The 16,437-nt window shown below is 59.6% G+C and carries 14 protein-coding genes; 3 read left to right on the top strand and 11 right to left on the bottom strand.

What is annotated here, in order from left to right:
- Position 1: 1 nt before the first annotated feature.
- Positions 2–3,226, top strand: coding sequence for a carbamoyl-phosphate synthase large subunit (gene carB / locus AACT07_RS04355; protein WP_069526711.1), 3,225 nt, complete (start codon positions 2–4; stop codon positions 3,224–3,226).
- Positions 3,227–3,527: 301 nt separating this feature from the next.
- Positions 3,528–4,679: a DUF1615 domain-containing protein gene (locus AACT07_RS04350; protein WP_069526710.1), complete on the top strand. Its 1,152-nt coding sequence runs from the start codon at positions 3,528–3,530 to the stop codon at positions 4,677–4,679.
- A 67-nt stretch (positions 4,680–4,746) separates the two neighbouring features.
- Here AACT07_RS04350 and AACT07_RS04345 read toward each other — a convergent pair whose 3' ends face one another.
- From AACT07_RS04345 to AACT07_RS04325, 5 genes are all read right to left on the bottom strand, one after another.
- On the bottom strand, positions 4,747–4,986 hold the full coding sequence (locus AACT07_RS04345; protein WP_005337622.1) for a hypothetical protein: 240 nt from the start codon (positions 4,984–4,986) through the stop codon (positions 4,747–4,749).
- Between the two features lie 87 nt (positions 4,987–5,073).
- On the bottom strand, positions 5,074–5,931 hold the full coding sequence (locus tag AACT07_RS04340; protein WP_069526709.1) for a nuclease-related domain-containing protein: 858 nt from the start codon (positions 5,929–5,931) through the stop codon (positions 5,074–5,076).
- 200 nt (positions 5,932–6,131) lie between these two features.
- Complete coding sequence (locus AACT07_RS04335; protein WP_042056543.1) at positions 6,132–6,515, bottom strand: hypothetical protein; 384 nt, start codon at positions 6,513–6,515, stop codon at positions 6,132–6,134.
- Positions 6,516–6,602: 87 nt separating this feature from the next.
- On the bottom strand, positions 6,603–7,142 hold the full coding sequence (locus AACT07_RS04330; RefSeq protein ID WP_069526708.1) for a hypothetical protein: 540 nt from the start codon (positions 7,140–7,142) through the stop codon (positions 6,603–6,605).
- Between the two features lie 625 nt (positions 7,143–7,767).
- Entirely contained in the window at positions 7,768–8,691 is a 924-nt protein-coding gene (locus tag AACT07_RS04325; protein WP_253182224.1) for an autotransporter domain-containing protein, read from the bottom strand.
- 265 nt (positions 8,692–8,956) lie between these two features.
- Here AACT07_RS04325 and AACT07_RS04320 point away from each other — a divergent pair, with 265 nt between their 5' ends.
- Positions 8,957–9,832: a flagellar protein MotY gene (locus AACT07_RS04320; RefSeq protein WP_005337611.1), complete on the top strand. Its 876-nt coding sequence runs from the start codon at positions 8,957–8,959 to the stop codon at positions 9,830–9,832.
- A gap of 85 nt (positions 9,833–9,917) precedes the next feature.
- On the opposite strand, the gene gloA is transcribed toward AACT07_RS04320, so the two are convergent.
- From gloA to rsxC, 6 genes are all read right to left on the bottom strand, one after another.
- Positions 9,918–10,331 carry a lactoylglutathione lyase gene (gene gloA / locus AACT07_RS04315; protein WP_005347113.1) on the bottom strand — a complete coding sequence of 138 codons (414 nt, stop codon included), beginning with the start codon at positions 10,329–10,331 and terminating at the stop codon, positions 9,918–9,920.
- A gap of 171 nt (positions 10,332–10,502) precedes the next feature.
- Positions 10,503–11,144, bottom strand: coding sequence for an endonuclease III (nth, locus tag AACT07_RS04310; RefSeq protein ID WP_069526706.1), 642 nt, complete (start codon positions 11,142–11,144; stop codon positions 10,503–10,505).
- 13 nt (positions 11,145–11,157) lie between these two features.
- On the bottom strand, positions 11,158–11,919 hold the full coding sequence (locus AACT07_RS04305) for an electron transport complex subunit E (protein WP_374842964.1): 762 nt from the start codon (positions 11,917–11,919) through the stop codon (positions 11,158–11,160).
- A gap of 15 nt (positions 11,920–11,934) precedes the next feature.
- Positions 11,935–12,567, bottom strand: coding sequence for an electron transport complex subunit RsxG (gene rsxG, locus AACT07_RS04300; RefSeq protein WP_069526705.1), 633 nt, complete (start codon positions 12,565–12,567; stop codon positions 11,935–11,937).
- Between the two features lie 43 nt (positions 12,568–12,610).
- A complete protein-coding gene (gene rsxD, locus AACT07_RS04295) occupies positions 12,611–13,663 on the bottom strand; it encodes an electron transport complex subunit RsxD (RefSeq protein ID WP_042056553.1) in 1,053 nt (350 codons plus the stop codon).
- Positions 13,664–13,674: 11 nt separating this feature from the next.
- Positions 13,675–16,425, bottom strand: coding sequence for an electron transport complex subunit RsxC (gene rsxC, locus AACT07_RS04290; RefSeq protein WP_069526704.1), 2,751 nt, complete (start codon positions 16,423–16,425; stop codon positions 13,675–13,677).
- Between the last annotated feature and the right edge of the window lie 12 nt (positions 16,426–16,437).

Here is a 16,437-nt window from a genome sequence, read left to right as displayed (position 1 = left end):
CATGCCAAAACGTAATGACCTTCAGAGCATCCTGATCCTCGGCGCCGGCCCCATCGTCATCGGCCAGGCCTGCGAATTTGACTACTCTGGCGCCCAGGCGTGCAAAGCCCTGCGCGAGGAGGGCTACCGCGTCATTCTGGTCAACTCCAATCCGGCCACCATCATGACCGACCCGGAGATGGCAGACGCCACCTACATCGAGCCCATCACCTGGGAAGTGGTGCGCGAAATCATCAAGAAAGAGCGCCCGGACGCCATCCTGCCCACCATGGGTGGCCAGACTGCGCTCAACTGCGCACTGGCACTGGAGAAGCATGGCGTGCTGGCCGAGTTCGGTGTCGAGATGATCGGTGCCACTGCCGACGCCATCGACAAGGCCGAAGACCGCTCCCGTTTTGACAAGGCGATGCGCAGCATTGGCCTGGAGTGCCCGCGTGCCGGCATCGCCCACAACATGGAAGAGGCGTGGGGCGTGCAGCAGATGGTTGGCTTCCCCTGCATCATCCGTCCCTCCTTTACCATGGGCGGCTCCGGTGGCGGCATCGCCTACAACACCGAAGAGTTCGTCGAGATCTGCGAGCGCGGTCTGGACTTGTCGCCGACCAAAGAGCTGCTCATCGATGAGTCGCTGATCGGCTGGAAAGAGTACGAGATGGAGGTGGTGCGGGATCGCAACGACAACTGCATCATCGTCTGCGCCATCGAAAACTTCGACCCCATGGGTATCCACACCGGTGACTCCATCACGGTCGCGCCAGCCCAGACGCTGACCGACAAGGAGTACCAGCTGATGCGCAACGCCTCCATGGCGGTGCTGCGCGAGATCGGCGTCGAGACCGGCGGCTCCAACGTCCAGTTCGGTATCAACCCGAAAGATGGCCGCATGGTCATCATCGAGATGAACCCGCGGGTGTCACGCTCCTCCGCGCTGGCCTCCAAGGCAACGGGTTTCCCCATCGCCAAGATCGCCGCCAAGCTCGCCATCGGTTACACCCTCGACGAGCTGATGAACGACATCACAGGCGGTCGCACTCCGGCCTCCTTCGAGCCGGCCATCGACTACGTGGTCACCAAGGTGCCGCGCTTCAACTTTGAAAAATTCGCCGGTGCCAACGATCGTCTGACGACCCAGATGAAGTCGGTCGGTGAAGTGATGGCCATCGGCCGCAACTTCCAGGAGTCTCTGCACAAGGCGCTGCGCAGCCTCGAAACTGGCAAAACTGGCTTCGACCCCATGGTTGACCTCAATGCCCCGGACTCCCTGACCCGCATCCGTCACGAGCTGCAGGACGCTGGTAGTGACCGTATCTTCTACATCGCCGATGCGTTCCGCGCAGGTCTCTCCATGGATGGCATCTTCAAGCTGACCAAGATTGACCCCTGGTTCCTGGTACAGATTGAAGACCTGGTGAAACTGGAAGAAGAGGTGAAAGAGCGCGGCATGGCCGGTCTCGATGCCGACTTCCTGCGTGCCCTCAAGCGCAAAGGCTTTGCCGATGCCCGTCTGGCCAAGATCCTCGGTGTGGCCGAAGGGGAAGTGCGCAAACTGCGCGCCCGCTACAACATCTTCCCGGTCTACAAGCGGGTCGATACCTGCGCCGCCGAGTTCGCTACCAACACCGCCTACATGTACTCCAGCTATGACGAGGAGTGCGAAGCGGCCCCGAGCAACCGCGACAAGATCATGATCATCGGCGGTGGCCCGAACCGTATCGGTCAGGGTATCGAGTTCGACTACTGCTGCGTGCACGCGGCGCTGGCCCTGCGCGAAGACGGTTACGAGACCATCATGGTCAACTGCAACCCGGAGACCGTCTCTACCGATTACGATACCTCGGATCGTCTCTACTTCGAGCCGGTGACCCTGGAAGATGTGCTGGAAATCGTACGCATCGAAAAACCCAAGGGCGTCATCGTTCAGTACGGTGGCCAGACCCCGCTGAAACTGGCCCGTGCACTGGAAGCCAACGGCGTGCCGATCATCGGTACCAGCCCGGATGCCATCGACCGCGCCGAAGACCGCGAGCGCTTCCAGTCTGCTGTCGAGCGCCTCGGCCTCAAGCAGCCGGAAAACGGCACCGTCACCGCGCTGGAGCAGGCCGTGCTGCTGGCCGAGCGTATCACCTACCCGCTGGTGGTTCGCCCCTCCTACGTGCTGGGTGGCCGCGCCATGGAAATCGTCTATGACGAGCAGGATCTGCGTCGTTACTTCGCCGAGGCAGTGAGTGTCTCCAACGAATCGCCGGTGCTGCTGGACCGCTTCCTGGACGATGCGACCGAGCTGGACGTGGATGCCATCTGCGATGGCACCGATGTAGTCATCGGCGGCATCATGGAGCACATCGAGCAGGCCGGTATCCACTCCGGTGATTCCGGTTGCTCCCTGCCTCCTTACACCCTGTCCAAGAAGATTCAGGACGAGATCCGCGAGCAGGTGCGCAAGCTGGCGCTGGAGCTCGGCGTTATCGGCCTGATGAACGTGCAGTTCGCGGTCAAGGGCGATGACATCTACCTCATCGAGGTGAACCCGCGTGCCGCCCGTACCGTGCCGTTTGTCTCCAAGGCGACCGGTGCTCCGCTGGCCAAGATTGCCGCCCGGGTGATGGCCGGTCAGTCGCTGCAAGAACAGGGCTTTACCAAAGAGATCATCCCGCCCTACTACTCGGTGAAAGAGGTGGTACTGCCGTTCGCCAAGTTCCCGGGGGTTGACCCGCTGCTGGGGCCAGAGATGCGCTCCACCGGTGAGGTAATGGGTGTGGGCAGCAGCTTTGCCGAGGCCTATGCCAAGGCGCAGCTGGGTGCCAACCACGCCGTACCGAAAGAGGGTCGAGCCCTCTTGTCAGTGCGTCACAGCGACAAGGCGCAGGTGGTCGACTTGGCTGCCAAGCTGCTGGAGCTGGGCTACGAGCTGGATGCAACTCACGGCACCGCAGTCGCACTGGGTGAAGCGAGCATCAACCCGCGCCTGGTCAACAAGGTGCATGAAGGTCGCCCGCACATTCTCGACCGCATCAAGAATGGCGAGTACACCTACATCGTCAACACCGCCGAAGGGCGGGTAGCGATCCAGGACTCCAAGCAGCTGCGTCGCGCCGCCTTGCAGAACAAGGTGGCGTATACCACCACCATGAACGAGGCATTTGCCACCTGCATGGCCATCAGCGTGGATGCCACCGCCAACGTCAACTCGGTGCAGGAGCTGCACCAGAAGGTGAAAAACCGCTAAGAGTTTGCAGCGGGCATCAGCCCGACTTGCCAGACGACCAACCCCCGCCAGCGATGGCGGGGGTTTCTTTTTATCAGGCGCTCACCGTTCGGTTCGGGCCGGGTGAATCCTTGAAGAAGGTCATGTCTTCCTCATCGCAGACAACGGATGGCGCGTGGGGTGGCAAAAGCTGGCAAGGGGAGGGGATGCTGCGAGCGCGGGTTTCAACTGCAGCAGGCAATCCTCTACAATGGCCCCACTTTGCTTGTCAGTGCAGTGCCAGCGGTGCTGCCTGTAGGGCCTACAAAAAATGGACATGCTTATGACCGCTTTGCCTTCCTGTCGTCTTGTTGCCTTCTGCTCTGCCTTGTTGCTGGCCGGTTGTGCCAGTGATCCCGCCTCCGCGCCTGCCAAAGAGGCGAGCGTGAGCAACCCCAAAACGCCGCCTGCCATGCAGCCGCGCAAACCGGCGGATATGAAGAGCCGCATCGTGCGCTTCTTGCCCCGTCAGGTGCCGGACAAACAGGGGTGGGCCAACGACGTGGTGACGGCGCTCACCACCCAGGGGGTGACGGTCAATGATCACAATGTCTGTAGCGTGCTGGCGGTGGCGGAGCAGGAAGCCACTTATCAGGCCGACCCCGTGGTGCCGGGCCTTGGCAAGATCGCCTGGAAAGAGATCAACTCACGGGCAGCCAAGCTGCTGATCCCCGAATTTATGGTGCGGGCCGCGCTCTCCATCAACTCGCCCACCGGCAAGAGCTACGCCGAGCGGATCGACAAGTTGCGTACCGAGCGGGAGATGAGTGAAATCTTCGAAGACATGATCAGCATGCTGCCGATGGGCAAGACGCTGTTTGGCAACCTCAACCCGGTGCATACCGGCGGCCCGATGCAGGTGAGCATCGCCTTTGCAGAGGCCAACGCCCGTGGCTACCCCTATCCAATCAAGGACTCCATTCGCCACGAAGTCTTTACCCGTCGCGGCGGCATCTGGTTTGGCACCAAACATATCTTCGGTTATCCCGCCGACTACCCGGATACCCTCTACCGTTTTGCCGACTTCAACGCCGGCTGGTACGCCAGTCGCAATGCTGCTTTTCAGGCCGCCGTCAGCCGCCTAAGTGGCAAAACTCTGGCGCTGGACGGGGATCTGATCCGCTATGACTCGGATCTGCCGGGCAACACCGAGCTTGCCGTCTACACCCTCGCCAACCGGGTCAATATGAGCAAGCAGGCGATCCACCAGAGCCTTCGCAAAGGGGATACCGCCGAATTTGCCGAGACCGATCTCTACCATCGCATCTTTACCCTGGCCGACAAGCAAGCGGGCAAGCGATTGCCCCGCGCCATCCTGCCCGGCATTCAGCTAAAGAGCCCGAAAATCACCCGCAACCTCACCACCGCCTGGTTTGCCAAGCGGGTGGATGACAGGGAGCAGCGATGCGTGCGGCAGATGGCGACGATTAGGTAGGACTGGGTTTGCTTCGAGACTAGTTGCAAAGCGGGTTGCCATTGTTAATGGCAACCCGCACGCATGCTTAATAGACTCTCCAACGGAAGCCTTTCGCTTGCATGCAATCCGTGATTACTTCGTTTTTTTCTTCGGCAGAAATATCGTTAAGACGTATCTCATATCTGCATTGAGATAATGCAGTGAGGGTATCGTCATCTGTAACGCCTTCTTTTTTCCATGTCGGTTGTGGTGGTGATGCACAAGCTGTCATTAGCATGCTGATGCTGGCCACTACTGCTAATACCGACATTTTCTTGATGTTCATTAATCAACTCCCTTTGAATAGATGTGTTTTGGTTTGTGAATATGGGTGAACCTTTTATGGTTTGGGCCGTACTTTAGGTCGGCATGTTCATTGGTGTGGTGTAATCCCCCGACATGTTGGATAGCTAGTGCATCCCCAAAACCGATTGCCTCGGTTATCCCCCCGTTTGGCGGTACGCAATACCATCGGGTTACCGCATCTGGGACATAGTGGATTTGCTTGGGTGAGCGATTCGGTGATGGTTGGCGCGGCGTTCACCACCTGATTGACCACAGGCATTGCAGCTACGGATAAAGGCGGGCGGGGAACCTCGCTGTGACGTGCTTTCAACTGCGCCACATGCTGTTTATGGGTCTGCCAATTGGCGGCCAGTCGTCCCCGCTGGATGGTGTCGATCACTCTGGTGACTTCGGCAGGGGTCAACACCTGCGTGGTTTTACTCTTGATATAGCGAATAAGCCCACGGTTCATCACGTTATCCGGCATGGGGTTTTTAAAGGTGCAGTCGCCAATAAAGTAGATAATCGAATGGAGCTGATGATCAGCAAGACCCAGCAAGGATTTGAGCGTCATCAGGTGCAGATAGTTTTGGCGCAGGGGATTTTGAAAGGTATGTTTGCGGCGATAGAGCTGCTGGGTCCAGCTCTTGTGGGCTGGATTGCCAAATATCCACCCCTTGATGTTCTTGGTTTCGATGACAAACAGCCCGAAGCGCGAGACGATCACATGATCGATCTGGGTAGTGCCCTGCGGGGTCGGTAGGGTCACGTTCTTGAGCAGGTGGTACTCCCGCTTGTCGAGAAAAAGCCGGATGCCCAAGTTGATAAATGCCTCCCCAACCATCCCCTTGAACCTGGGCGTTTTGATCAGGGTGGCAATCAACAACAGGGGCAGCAGATACCAGAACTGGCCCAGCAGAACCGCAATAACGGGTGTGAAGTCCATTTCAACTCGCTTTGGAATTGGGCGATGAGGTGCCGAATTGAGCCATCGTAACAATTCCATCAAAAGGAATATGTGACAGATTGCACTAACTCTGTGGCAAGGCTGGATTTTTCGGGGCGGGCTGTGGTTGATGGTAAATCGCAGGTGCAAAAAAGCCCCTTGGCGGGGCTTGGTGTCTGGCAAGGCCGGTGTCGGGATTATCAATCGAACAGGATGCGGCCGCTGGTGCCGGCATCGCTGTCTTTCCAGCTGGCGCCGCTTTTGCGCAGGGTGTAAGTGATGGTCTCCTGCTTGAATTTCAGGTAGTCGCTGCCGCTGTGGCTTGGTTTTACCTGATTGCCATCGATATAGGTCTCCCCTGTGGTATCGACGTGAATTTCGGCCACGGTGCGGCCATCGTCAGTGACTGCTTTATAGTTGCCAGCCCACGGGCTCTCGTCGCCATACTGCACAGCCCCTTCCTGAGCGTGCGCTTGGGCATGGGTCTTGTGGCCGTGATGGGTTTTGGCCACGGCGCAGCCGGAGATACCGACCGCCAGCAGGCAACCGAGGGCGACATTGAGCAGAGTCTGTTTGGATTTCATCTTCATTTACCTGTATCAAATAATTGCAATGGATAAGGGGTGGAGCCCCCACGGTCGGTGTGCGCCCCGCTGAGCCGTGGCTCGAAATCAGTCCTGATTGATGCCAGAAATATGGCCGCGGGCGTCGGTGAGGCAGTGCCAGAGCCGGTCATGGGGCCCTTTGATATCAATCATCATCCCCGCCTGGGAGTCGGCCACATAGTCGAGGGTCAGTTTGCTGCGGCTGACGCCTGCTTTTCTGGCGACGGCGTTCATGCAGGCGTTCTCGGCAACCTTGGTTTGCGCAGTGCTACCGTTGTAGGCACTGCTGCTGGCGCTCTCATCATCGCCGTCGTCATCGTTCTCATCGTCATTGAGCTGGCAGGCGCCGCTGTCGCCATTTTTGACAAAATAGGTGATGCCCCAGTCGCCATTTTTCACCATGGAGAGGGTGGTGCGCCCCTTGCTCGTCTCGTAGAAATTTGAATTCACTTTTTTAAGTGGAACTTGCTGGTTATTGATATAAGCGGTGCCATCTTCGACGCGAAGATTAATATGTCCAGGACAGCTGGCGGATAAATCAGGCACCCCTGCATATGCGGTTCCGGTTATGACCAATACAGAGAGAGCAAGCAGCGTTTTTTTCATCAGATAACCTCAAATCAACAAGGATCAGCAAGTGTGATGTCGTCAAAATAACGGTTGCTATGCCTGAACGTTATTTCTGTGCTCATTGCACACCTGTTATCGGTAGCCCGCAGTCAGTCGTTTCAGTGCGCCTCGTCCTGCCGGGATGACGCCAAATTTAGCAGTCGGGTGATGTAAGTAAAATAAAACAGGATTAATTGGGTTCATAAAATATGAAAAAATATAAACCATTTAAAACAATGGTTTACGCGTTGTTTGAGTCACTTTGAAAAAGATGGGGGACCATCCGGGATGGTTCCTTATGGGTGTCGATAAAGTTGGCCATAGGGCTGCAATGCCGGGAGTAGAGTATTTCCTATGTTGCATGATGGCACTGGCTGGCGATATCAAGGGCCAATCAGCCATTGCGCGCCGTAAATACACAGACAAAAAACTCCAATATTTGGTGTGCGAGGGGGAAAACTAGCCTACCAGCAGGCAGATATTTTTACCTGATATGACTGGGTGGTGAGGCATATGAAAAGGACAGAATAAATAAACCCTCCATCAATAGAGACATGATTATCTGGAGTGTTAATGTACTTTTCCTGAGGATTGCCCACTCTTGGCAGGCAAAACTAACGACTCAGAAACTCATAGCCAACCCGATGGAATAACCGCTGGTGTTGTGGCTGAACATATAGCGGGCAACCAGCCGGGTACGGGTGACTATGATGTCGTATTTGCTGCTGTCCAGCTCCAGACCGGCGCCGATAGAGTTGAGGGAGTCAAAGCCAAGCAACCCCCGCTGTTCCCCCAGATATGCGGTATGGGCCCCTTCCAGTACACAGCGCATCGGTCTGTCGAGCAGTGTCCAGTCAAACAGCGGGGCCCGGCGGCGCAGATAGAGACCGAGGTTCTCCGCCTCGGCGTGACCACGGACGCTGGTTGAGGTACCGCCAAAGCTCTGCAGGTGCTGGTAGGAGTAGCGCACTTCGACATCGATATCCTGCGTCTTTGAAAAGAGCTCGTAGTCGAGCATCAGCGAGCCCCCCAGTCCGTACATATTAAGCTGCCCACCATCGAGAAAATCCAGCGAGTAGCCCTTGGTGCGCTCCAGCAGCCAGTTGCCGATCCGCAGATCGCTGGCCATGGTACCGAGCGAGACGTTGGCGATGGGGCGCAGCACCCAGTGGCCACCGCGCGGGTCTTCATGGAGGGCGATATCCCAGCCGATCCCGCCAGAGGCGGTCAGGCTATTCCATTTGGTCGGGAGGGTGCGGCTCTCGGTGCCGTTGCTCACCACAAACTGGGGATCGTAGCGGCTAAAGCCGATCGCCCCTTCCAGATAGATGGGCACGGCTTCGCTCATGGTGGCGCCGCCACCGATCTGGGTCATGTTGAGGGCGGCAGATTGATTGGTGCCGCTGCCGATATCGAGGTTGCTGGCGGTGATGTCGGGCACCACGGTGAAGGTCATCAGCGAGAGCACCGCATTGGCGCGCTCTTGTGCCCACTCCTGATCCTGTGTTGCAGCTTTGACGGTGCTGCCGGATAGCGCCAGCAGCATTGGCAACAACATCTGCAATAAAGAGAAGCAAGAGCGGTGCATGAGTGTGGTTCCCGATAAGCGGCGTCTGATTGCCCTGGTTTTACTGTAGCGAGCTTCCCTCCGGTTGGCACGGAGCTAAGAGGGGGGAATAAGCGCCGCTTGCGGTCGTTTGCCGCTTGGGGGCAAGCCTTTGCCACACCAACGGCACACCTTTGCAGTTTGTCGCTAAAGCTTGGCCTCTTGCCGCCGATATCTCTTGTGAGATCGTGTGGAGGGCAAGCAATTGAACGCTTGGGTGTTGGGGTTGGTCAGCATATCCGTGAGTATGCAGTTACAGGCTGGGGTTACCGAATTTGGTGCCGGTCTGGATCAATCCGTCTGGCGTTTGACCTCCGATACCCAGATTGAGTGTCGCCTCGAGCATCCTATTCCCAACTGGGGAACGGGGGCTTTTGTCAGTCGTGCCGGTCGCAAGATCAACCTCGACTTCGAGCTCAAGGGCAAGCGGCCACAGGCCCAGACCCAGACGGTGAGCCTTGGCATCATGCCGCCGGTATGGCGCCCGGGCATCGCCGGGCGAGAAGTGAGTCAACTGCGCTTCTATCAGCAGTTCGATGGGCTGGTGGAGGGGCAAACTGCCTGGACCATGCTCGACGAGCTGGAGGGGGGGCGAATGCCCACTTTCCAGTATCGGGACTGGTATCGCCAGAACCGCGCGGTGCGGGTGTCGCTGTCGTCTGTCAACTTTCGGGTCAAATATCAGGCATTTATCGACTGTCTGAGCGGGCTGTTGCCCTACAGCTTCAACGATATCGCCTTTAGCGTGCTCACCTACGACAAGAACAGCGATCAGCTCTCCATCCCCTCCAAGCGGCGGCTGGCGATGATCAGCGAGTTTATCAAGGCGGACAAGAGTATCGACGTGGTGGTGATCGATGCTTACAGCGACAGCTACGGCGGCCGCTGGCCGAACCTGAAACTCTCCGAGAAGCGGGCCGATGCCATCAAGAAGGTGTTTGTCGATCTGGGGATCGATCCCGGCAAGATCTCGGTGGAGGGGCATGGCGAGAAGCAGCACGTCGCCTCCAACGAAACGGAGCAGGGTCGTGCCAAGAACCGGCGGGTGGTGATCAGCATGGGGCGCAATGGCGAGATCTAGCGCTGTCCCCGGTCAGAGAAGCATAAAAAAGAGCGCATCTGCGCTCTTTTTTGATCCTGCCATTAGGCAGTGGGATTAGGGCAGCTTAGAAGCTGTCACCCAGGCCAGTACCGGCATCTTTCTTGGCGATCAGTTCAATCTTGTAACCGTCCGGATCTTCGACGAAGGCGATCACGGTGGTGCCGCCTTTAACCGGGCCCGGCTCGCGGGTGATCTTGGCACCGGCGGCACGCAGGGCGTCGCAGGTGGCATAGATGTCGTCCGCTTCCAGCGCGATGTGGCCGTAGGCTGAGCCCAGTTCGTACTCGCTCACCCCCCAGTTGTAGGTCAGCTCGATCACCGCTTCATCCTTCTCGTCACCGTAGCCAACGAAGGCCAGGGTGTACTTGTACTCGCTGTTCTCGCTCTTGCGCAGCAGCTTCATGCCAAGGACACGGGTGTAGAAGTCGATGGAGCGTTGCAGATCGCCGACACGCAGCATGGTATGCAGAATTCTCATTGCTCAGTTCTCCGGGTTGGTGATGTGTACTGCTTTCAATCTCGGTTGAGAGGCTATCAGCTGTCGGGATAGACCTTCTCTTTGTACTCGCAGAGGTCCTCGATGATACAGGAACCACTGCAGCGGATGTTTGCGAGCGAGACAGGTAGGACGGTTGTGGCGCCCAGTCATTCAGCTCTCTGGATAGACCTTCTCTTTGTATTCGCACAAGTCCTCGATGGTACAAGAACCACAACGGGGCTTGCGAGCCAGACAGGTGTAACGCCCGTGCAGGATCAGCCAGTGGTGAACATCCAGCTTGAACTCGGCGGGCACTACCTTGAGCAGCTTCTCCTCCACCTGATCCACGTTCTTGCCTACCGCAAAGCCGGTGCGGTTCGATACTCGGAATATATGGGTATCGACGGCGATGGTGGGCCAGCCAAAGGCGGTGTTGAGCACCACGTTGGCGGTCTTGCGGCCGACGCCGGGCAGGGCTTCCAGCGCTTCGCGGTTCTCCGGCACCTCGCCACCGTGGCGCTCCAGCAAGATGGCGCAGGTCTTGATGACGTTCTCGGCCTTGGTGTTGAAGAGGCCAATGGTCTTGATGTACTCCTTGAGCCCGTCCACCCCGAGATCCAGCATCGCTTGCGGGGTGTTGGCCACCGGATAGAGCTTGTCGGTCGCCTTGTTGACGCTGACATCGGTCGCCTGCGCCGAGAGCAGCACGGCGATCAGGAGCTCGAACGGCGAGTTGAAGTTGAGCTCTGTGGTGGGGTGGGGGTTGTTTTCCCGCAGCCGCTCCAGGATCTCTCTGCGTTTCTGGTTGTTCATGCCTTGCATCCGATCATAGTTCGGTCGCCCTGACGCGAGCCGGGGCAACGTTGCAGTGGGCCACGGTGGTTGCCTGTTTGCGATCCCGCCAGTCATTGATGGCGTTCTTGGCGGCGATCAGCAGCCCGAGCCCGATAAAGCCGCCCGGCGGCAAAATCGCCAGCAGCAGGCTGGCATCGGCGTGGAACAACTCGATACGCAGGGATTTGGCCCACTCGCCCAGCAGCAGCTCGGCACCATCAAACAGGGTGCCCATGCCGATGATCTCGCGCATGCCGCCCAGTACCAGCAGCACCAGGGTAAAACCAAGGCCCATCATCAGGCCGTCGAGGGCCGCCAGCAGCGGCGGGTTCTTGGAGGCATAAGCCTCGGCGCGGCCGATGATGACGCAGTTGGTGACGATGAGGGCGATAAAGATGCCGAGCGCCTGATAGAGGCCATAGGTGTAGGCGTTCATCAGCAGCTGCACGCTGGTCACCAGCGAGGCGATGATCATCACATAGACCGGGATGCGAATATCCTTCGGCACCCAGTTGCGCACCAGCGAGACGGCGAGGTTGGAGCAGACCAGCACCGCCATGGTGGCAAGGCCCAGCCCCAGCGCATTGGTAAAGGTGGAGGAGACGGCGAGGGTCGGGCAGAGCCCCAGCACCTGCACCAGCGAGGGGTTGTTCTTCCACAGCCCCTGACTCATCAGCTCCTTGAGCTCGCCCTTGCGGCTTTCCAGCTCGGCAATCGGGGCTGCGCCCGTTTCAATCTGTTCCATCTGGTTCATGATGGCTCGACTCCGTTAGTTCGCCGCCGGACAAGCCGGGGCGTTGCTGAGCAGTTCGGGTTGCTCCTGCTGCAGTTTAAGCAGGTTCTTCACCGCCTTGACCACGGCTCGCGGGGTGATGGTGGCGCCGGTAAAGGCATCGAACTCGCCGCCATCTTTCTTCACCGCCCACTGGGGCTCGTTGTCATGGGTCAGGAATTTTCCGGCAAAGCTGTTGATCCAGTCCGATTTTTTCAGCTCGATCTTGTCACCCAGGCCCGGGGTCTCGTTGTGAGCGAGCACGCGCACGGCGGTGATGGTGCCCTTGGCATCAAAGCCCGCCACGATGCGGATCGCCCCGCTGTAGCCATCCGGTGCGATCGCCTCCAGCGCATAGCCGGTCACCACGCCATTCTTGCTGGCGGTATAGAGAGCCTGCGGCTGATCACTGCCGAGATACTTTCTGCTGGTTACCTGCTTGCAGCTGGCCACCAGATCGTTGTCATAGCTCCCCTCCGGCAGCAATACCGAGAGGGTCTGCTGTTTCTCCAGCTGCTGCTGGTAGGCGATTTTATCCTTGGTCAGTTCGTTGGTCAGTACCACCAGCGCGGTACAGCCGAGCGCGAACATCGCCAGAATAAGGCCGTTCTTGCGCATGCTCTTTAACATGTCCGGGCTCCATCAGCTGTGATGGGGGAAAAGGGCAGAAACATCATTGGCGACGGGCTCCATACACTTTCGGGCGAGTCAGGCTGTCAATAAACGGCACACAAAGGTTGGCCAGCAGCACGGCAAAGGCGAACGCATCGGGATAGCCGCCAAAGCGGCGGATGATGTAGACCAGCATTCCGATCAGCACGCCATAGACCAGTCGGCCGCGCGGCGTGGTGCAGGCACTGACCGGATCGGTGGCGATAAAGAAGGCCCCCAGCATGGTAGCGCCACTAAAGAGATGGAACATGGGCGTGGCGGTCGCATCCGGGCTCACCAGATAGCCGATGGTGGAGGCCGCCAGCAGGGCACCGAGAATCGCGGTGGGAATGCGCCAGTTGATCACCTTCTGTTGCAGCAGGAACAGGCCGCCCAGCAGGTAGCCGAGGTTGACCCAGCTCCAGCCGATGCCGCCCCAACCCTCGAACAGCGGGCCGCTCAGGATCTCGCCGGTGGTGAGCCCCTGAGTCAGGCCGGTTTTCAGGGTATCGAGGGGGGTCGCCATGGTGAGACCATCCACCCCCTGCTTGAGCTGGGCCATGCTGTAGCCGTCGAGGCTAAAGCCGGTGAAGATGACCGACGCGGCATCACCAAAGCCGAGGCTGTAGGCGCGCACGCTCTCTGGCGGCAGCCAGCTGGTCATCTGCACCGGGAAGGAGACCAGCAGCAGCACATAGGCGACCATGGCCGGGTTGAACAGGTTCTGACCCAGTCCGCCGTAAAGGTGTTTGGCGACAATGATGGCAAAGGCCGTGCCCACCACCAGCATCCACCACGGCAGCAGCGGCGGCAGGGAGAGACCGATCAGCACGGCGGTGAGCGCCGCACTGCCATCCATCAGGGCAGGCTTGATGGCGCGGCCACGGAGCTTGAGCACCAGCGCCTCGCACAGCAGCGCAGTGACCAACGCCAGCAGGATCTGGATAAAGGAGCCCCAGCCGAAGAACCAGGTCTGGGCCAGCAAGCCCGGCACGCAGGCCAGGATCACCAGCAGCATCAGGGTTCGGGTCTGTTTGCGGTTATGGGCAAACGGCGCAGTCGCAATATTGAACATGAGTCTGTCGATTACCTTGTGGTTGTTCGGTCGGCTGACGGGGCATCTTCAGCGGCGGTCTCTGCGGCTCTGGCCGCCTCGGCAGCCAGCTTCTTCGCCTTGGCGCGGGCCACCGCAGCTGCAATGGCCGCTTTTTTCGGATCAACCGGGGCATCAGCCGCAGGCGCGCTCGCTTCCGGCGTGGCAGTGACGGCAAGTGGTTGCTCACTGCTGGCGGTATCGGTTTGCTGCGGCTCAGCCGGTGCGCGCTCACCCCCAGTTCCGGCTCTATCTACCTGAGTACCGGCACTTTCTACCTCTGCACTGGTACTTGCTACCTCAGCACTGCTACTTGCGCTCTGCTGGGCCAGCTTTTTGGCCTTGGCCCGGGCAATGGCCGCGGCGATAGCGGCCTTCTTGGGATCGACCGCTTCACTTGCAGCCGTATCGCTGTGGCTGGTGGTTACTTCGCTCTTGGCTTCCGCCACGTCGCGGGTCTGTGCGCTGGCAGCTGGCTCACTCTGCGCATCTTCAGCACCGGCGCTGTCGCCCTGTTGGGCCAGCTTTTTGGCCTTGGCGCGGGCGATGGCAGCAGCAATTGCCGCTTTCTTGGGATCGACCGCTTCGCTGGCCGCAGATGGCGCATCGCTTTGGGTTGCAGCGGATTCGCTGGTGCCTGCGGTTGCAGTCAGATCGCCCTCAGCGCTGTCACCCTGCTGGGCGGCCTTCTTGGCTTTGGCACGAGCGATGGCAGCAGCAATTGCGGCTTTTTTGGGATCGACCGCTTCGCTGGCAGCAGATGGCGCATCGCCTTGCGTGCCGGCGTCGGCTACCGTGCCGTTGGCAGCGCTTACCGGCTCGCCACTGGCTTCGGCCTTTTTAGCCTTGGCACGGGCGATGGCGGCGGCAATCGCTGCTTTTTTCGGATCAACCTCTGCCTTTTGCTGATCAGCATCTACCGCAGGGGCAGCAACGGCTTCGGCAGTCACAGGCTCGGCGCTCTCGCCTGCCTGAGCGGCTTTCTTGGCCTTGGCGCGGGCCAGTGCGGCAGCGATGGCTGCTTTCTTGGGATCGCTGGCGGGGTCAACCGCCTCGGCGGGTTGCGCCGCAGCGGCTGTTTCGCTGTTTGCGCTCTCCGCCAGCTTGGCGGCGCGGCGCGCCTCCGCTTCCCGTTTGCGGGCTTCGCGGGCGGCGATCACCGCGCTATTGTCAGGCAAGCCCTCGGCGGTGGCGGTAATGGCTGTGATGGGGGCATCCTGTTTGGCCTTGATACGGGCCAGTGCCGCTGCCACCGGATCTTCCCCGCCTGCGGCCGTCATGGTCTGACGGCGCTGGGCGGCGGCTTCGGCATGGCGCGCTTCGCGGGCCGCTTTTTCCCGCTCGAAACGGGCCTGCTTGGCCTCGAAACGTTGCTTGGCGCGCTCGGCTTTTTCGGCCTCGGCGCGGGCTTCGCGAATGTCGTCTTTGGCGATCTTGTAGTACTGCACCAGTGGGATCTCGCTCGGGCAGACCCAGGCGCAGGCGCCACACTCGATGCAGTCCATCAGGTTGAGTTTCTCGGCCTTGTCATACTCCTTGGCCCGGCTGTACCAGTAGAGCTCTTGCGGTAGCAGGGTGGCCGGGCAGGCATCGGCACAGGCGCTGCAACGGATGCAGGGCTGCTCCGGGCCGGGGGCGGGCAGTTCAGCCTGCGTCGGCGCCAGCAGGCAGTTGGTGGCCTTGACCACAGGTACCATGGCGTGGGGCAGGGTAAAGCCCATCATAGGGCCACCCATGATCACCCGCTGCTCCGCTTCCGGTTGCAGTTCGAAACGCTGCAACAGCCAGCGCACCGGCGTACCGAGGCGCACCCAGGCGTTGCCGGGCTTTTTGAAGCTGTCGCCGGTGAGGGTAACGATCCGCTCGATCAGCGGTTCGCCGTCGATAATGGCGCGCTTGATGGCAAACACGGTGGCGACGTTGAGCACCATGATGCCAATATCGACCGCGCGGCCACCCTTGGGCACCTGACGGCCGGTGAGCAGCTCGATGGTCTGCTTGGCACCGCCGGAGGGGTACTTGGTCGGCACCGTCTTGACCAGCACATCTTCATCGGTGGCGTGGCGGGTCAGTTGCCCGATCGCCTCGGGCTTGTTGTCTTCCACCCCGATCAGGGTGAGTTTCGGTTTGAGCAGGTGCTTGAGCACCCGGATGCCATCCATGATCTCGTCGGCGTATTGCTGCATCAACCGATCGTCGGTGGTGATATAGGGTTCGCACTCCAGCCCGTTGACGATCAGGATCTCGGTGAGCTGGCCGCGGCCATCGAGCTTGCTGTGGGTCGGGAATACGGCGCCGCCAAGGCCCGCCACCCCCGCTTGCTGAATGCGCTCGAGCAGCTCGCCCCGCTCCAGATTCCAGTAATCGGCTTTGCCATTGCGCTCGCCCCATTCATCTTCCCCATCCGGGGTGAGAATGACACAGAGATCGCCGAGCCCAGAGGGGTGGGCAACCGTGTGGTTGCCAATCTCGGTGATGGTGCCGGAGGTGGAGGCATGGACAGGGACGACCCGCCCCTTGGCATAACGGGTCAGCGGCTGACCCTTCTTGACCTTGTCGCCCACCTGCACCAGCAGATCGCCGGCGGGGCCTGCGTGCTGGCGCAGCGGAATAATGAGGCGCGGCGGTAGACCGGCGTCTACTACCGGGCTCTGGCTTGATTGCAGCTTGTTGTCGGCGGGGTGAATGCCACCGTGAAAGTCCCAGAGCGTGCCGGCTTTGATACGTTCGAGTAAGGAATGCATGGTTGCTCCGCT

Origin of the sequence: Aeromonas sp. ANP5 (genome assembly GCF_963870295.1) — a bacterium.
GTDB lineage: Bacteria > Pseudomonadota > Gammaproteobacteria > Enterobacterales > Aeromonadaceae > Aeromonas > Aeromonas veronii.
The sequence above is the reverse complement of the archived record's forward strand: the minus strand, read 5'-3'. Positions and strand labels throughout refer to the sequence as shown.

Bases quoted from the DNA above. Each gene is read 5' to 3' on its own strand.
- carB (WP_069526711.1), top strand. From the start codon at position 2: ATGCCAAAACGTAATGACCTTCAGAGCATCCTGATCCTCGGCGCCGGC.
- AACT07_RS04350 (WP_069526710.1), top strand. From the start codon at position 3,528: ATGACCGCTTTGCCTTCCTGTCGTCTTGTTGCCTTCTGCTCTGCCTTG.
- AACT07_RS04345 (WP_005337622.1), bottom strand. From the start codon at position 4,986: ATGAACATCAAGAAAATGTCGGTATTAGCAGTAGTGGCCAGCATCAGC.
- AACT07_RS04340 (WP_069526709.1), bottom strand. From the start codon at position 5,931: ATGGACTTCACACCCGTTATTGCGGTTCTGCTGGGCCAGTTCTGGTAT.
- AACT07_RS04335 (WP_042056543.1), bottom strand. From the start codon at position 6,515: ATGAAATCCAAACAGACTCTGCTCAATGTCGCCCTCGGTTGCCTGCTG.
- AACT07_RS04330 (WP_069526708.1), bottom strand. From the start codon at position 7,142: ATGAAAAAAACGCTGCTTGCTCTCTCTGTATTGGTCATAACCGGAACC.
- AACT07_RS04325 (WP_253182224.1), bottom strand. From the start codon at position 8,691: ATGCTGCTGGCGCTATCCGGCAGCACCGTCAAAGCTGCAACACAGGAT.
- gloA (WP_005347113.1), bottom strand. From the start codon at position 10,331: ATGAGAATTCTGCATACCATGCTGCGTGTCGGCGATCTGCAACGCTCC.
- nth (WP_069526706.1), bottom strand. From the start codon at position 11,144: ATGAACAACCAGAAACGCAGAGAGATCCTGGAGCGGCTGCGGGAAAAC.
- AACT07_RS04305 (WP_374842964.1), bottom strand. From the start codon at position 11,919: ATGAACCAGATGGAACAGATTGAAACGGGCGCAGCCCCGATTGCCGAG.
- rsxG (WP_069526705.1), bottom strand. From the start codon at position 12,567: ATGTTAAAGAGCATGCGCAAGAACGGCCTTATTCTGGCGATGTTCGCG.
- rsxD (WP_042056553.1), bottom strand. From the start codon at position 13,663: ATGTTCAATATTGCGACTGCGCCGTTTGCCCATAACCGCAAACAGACC.
- rsxC (WP_069526704.1), bottom strand. From the start codon at position 16,425: ATGCATTCCTTACTCGAACGTATCAAAGCCGGCACGCTCTGGGACTTT.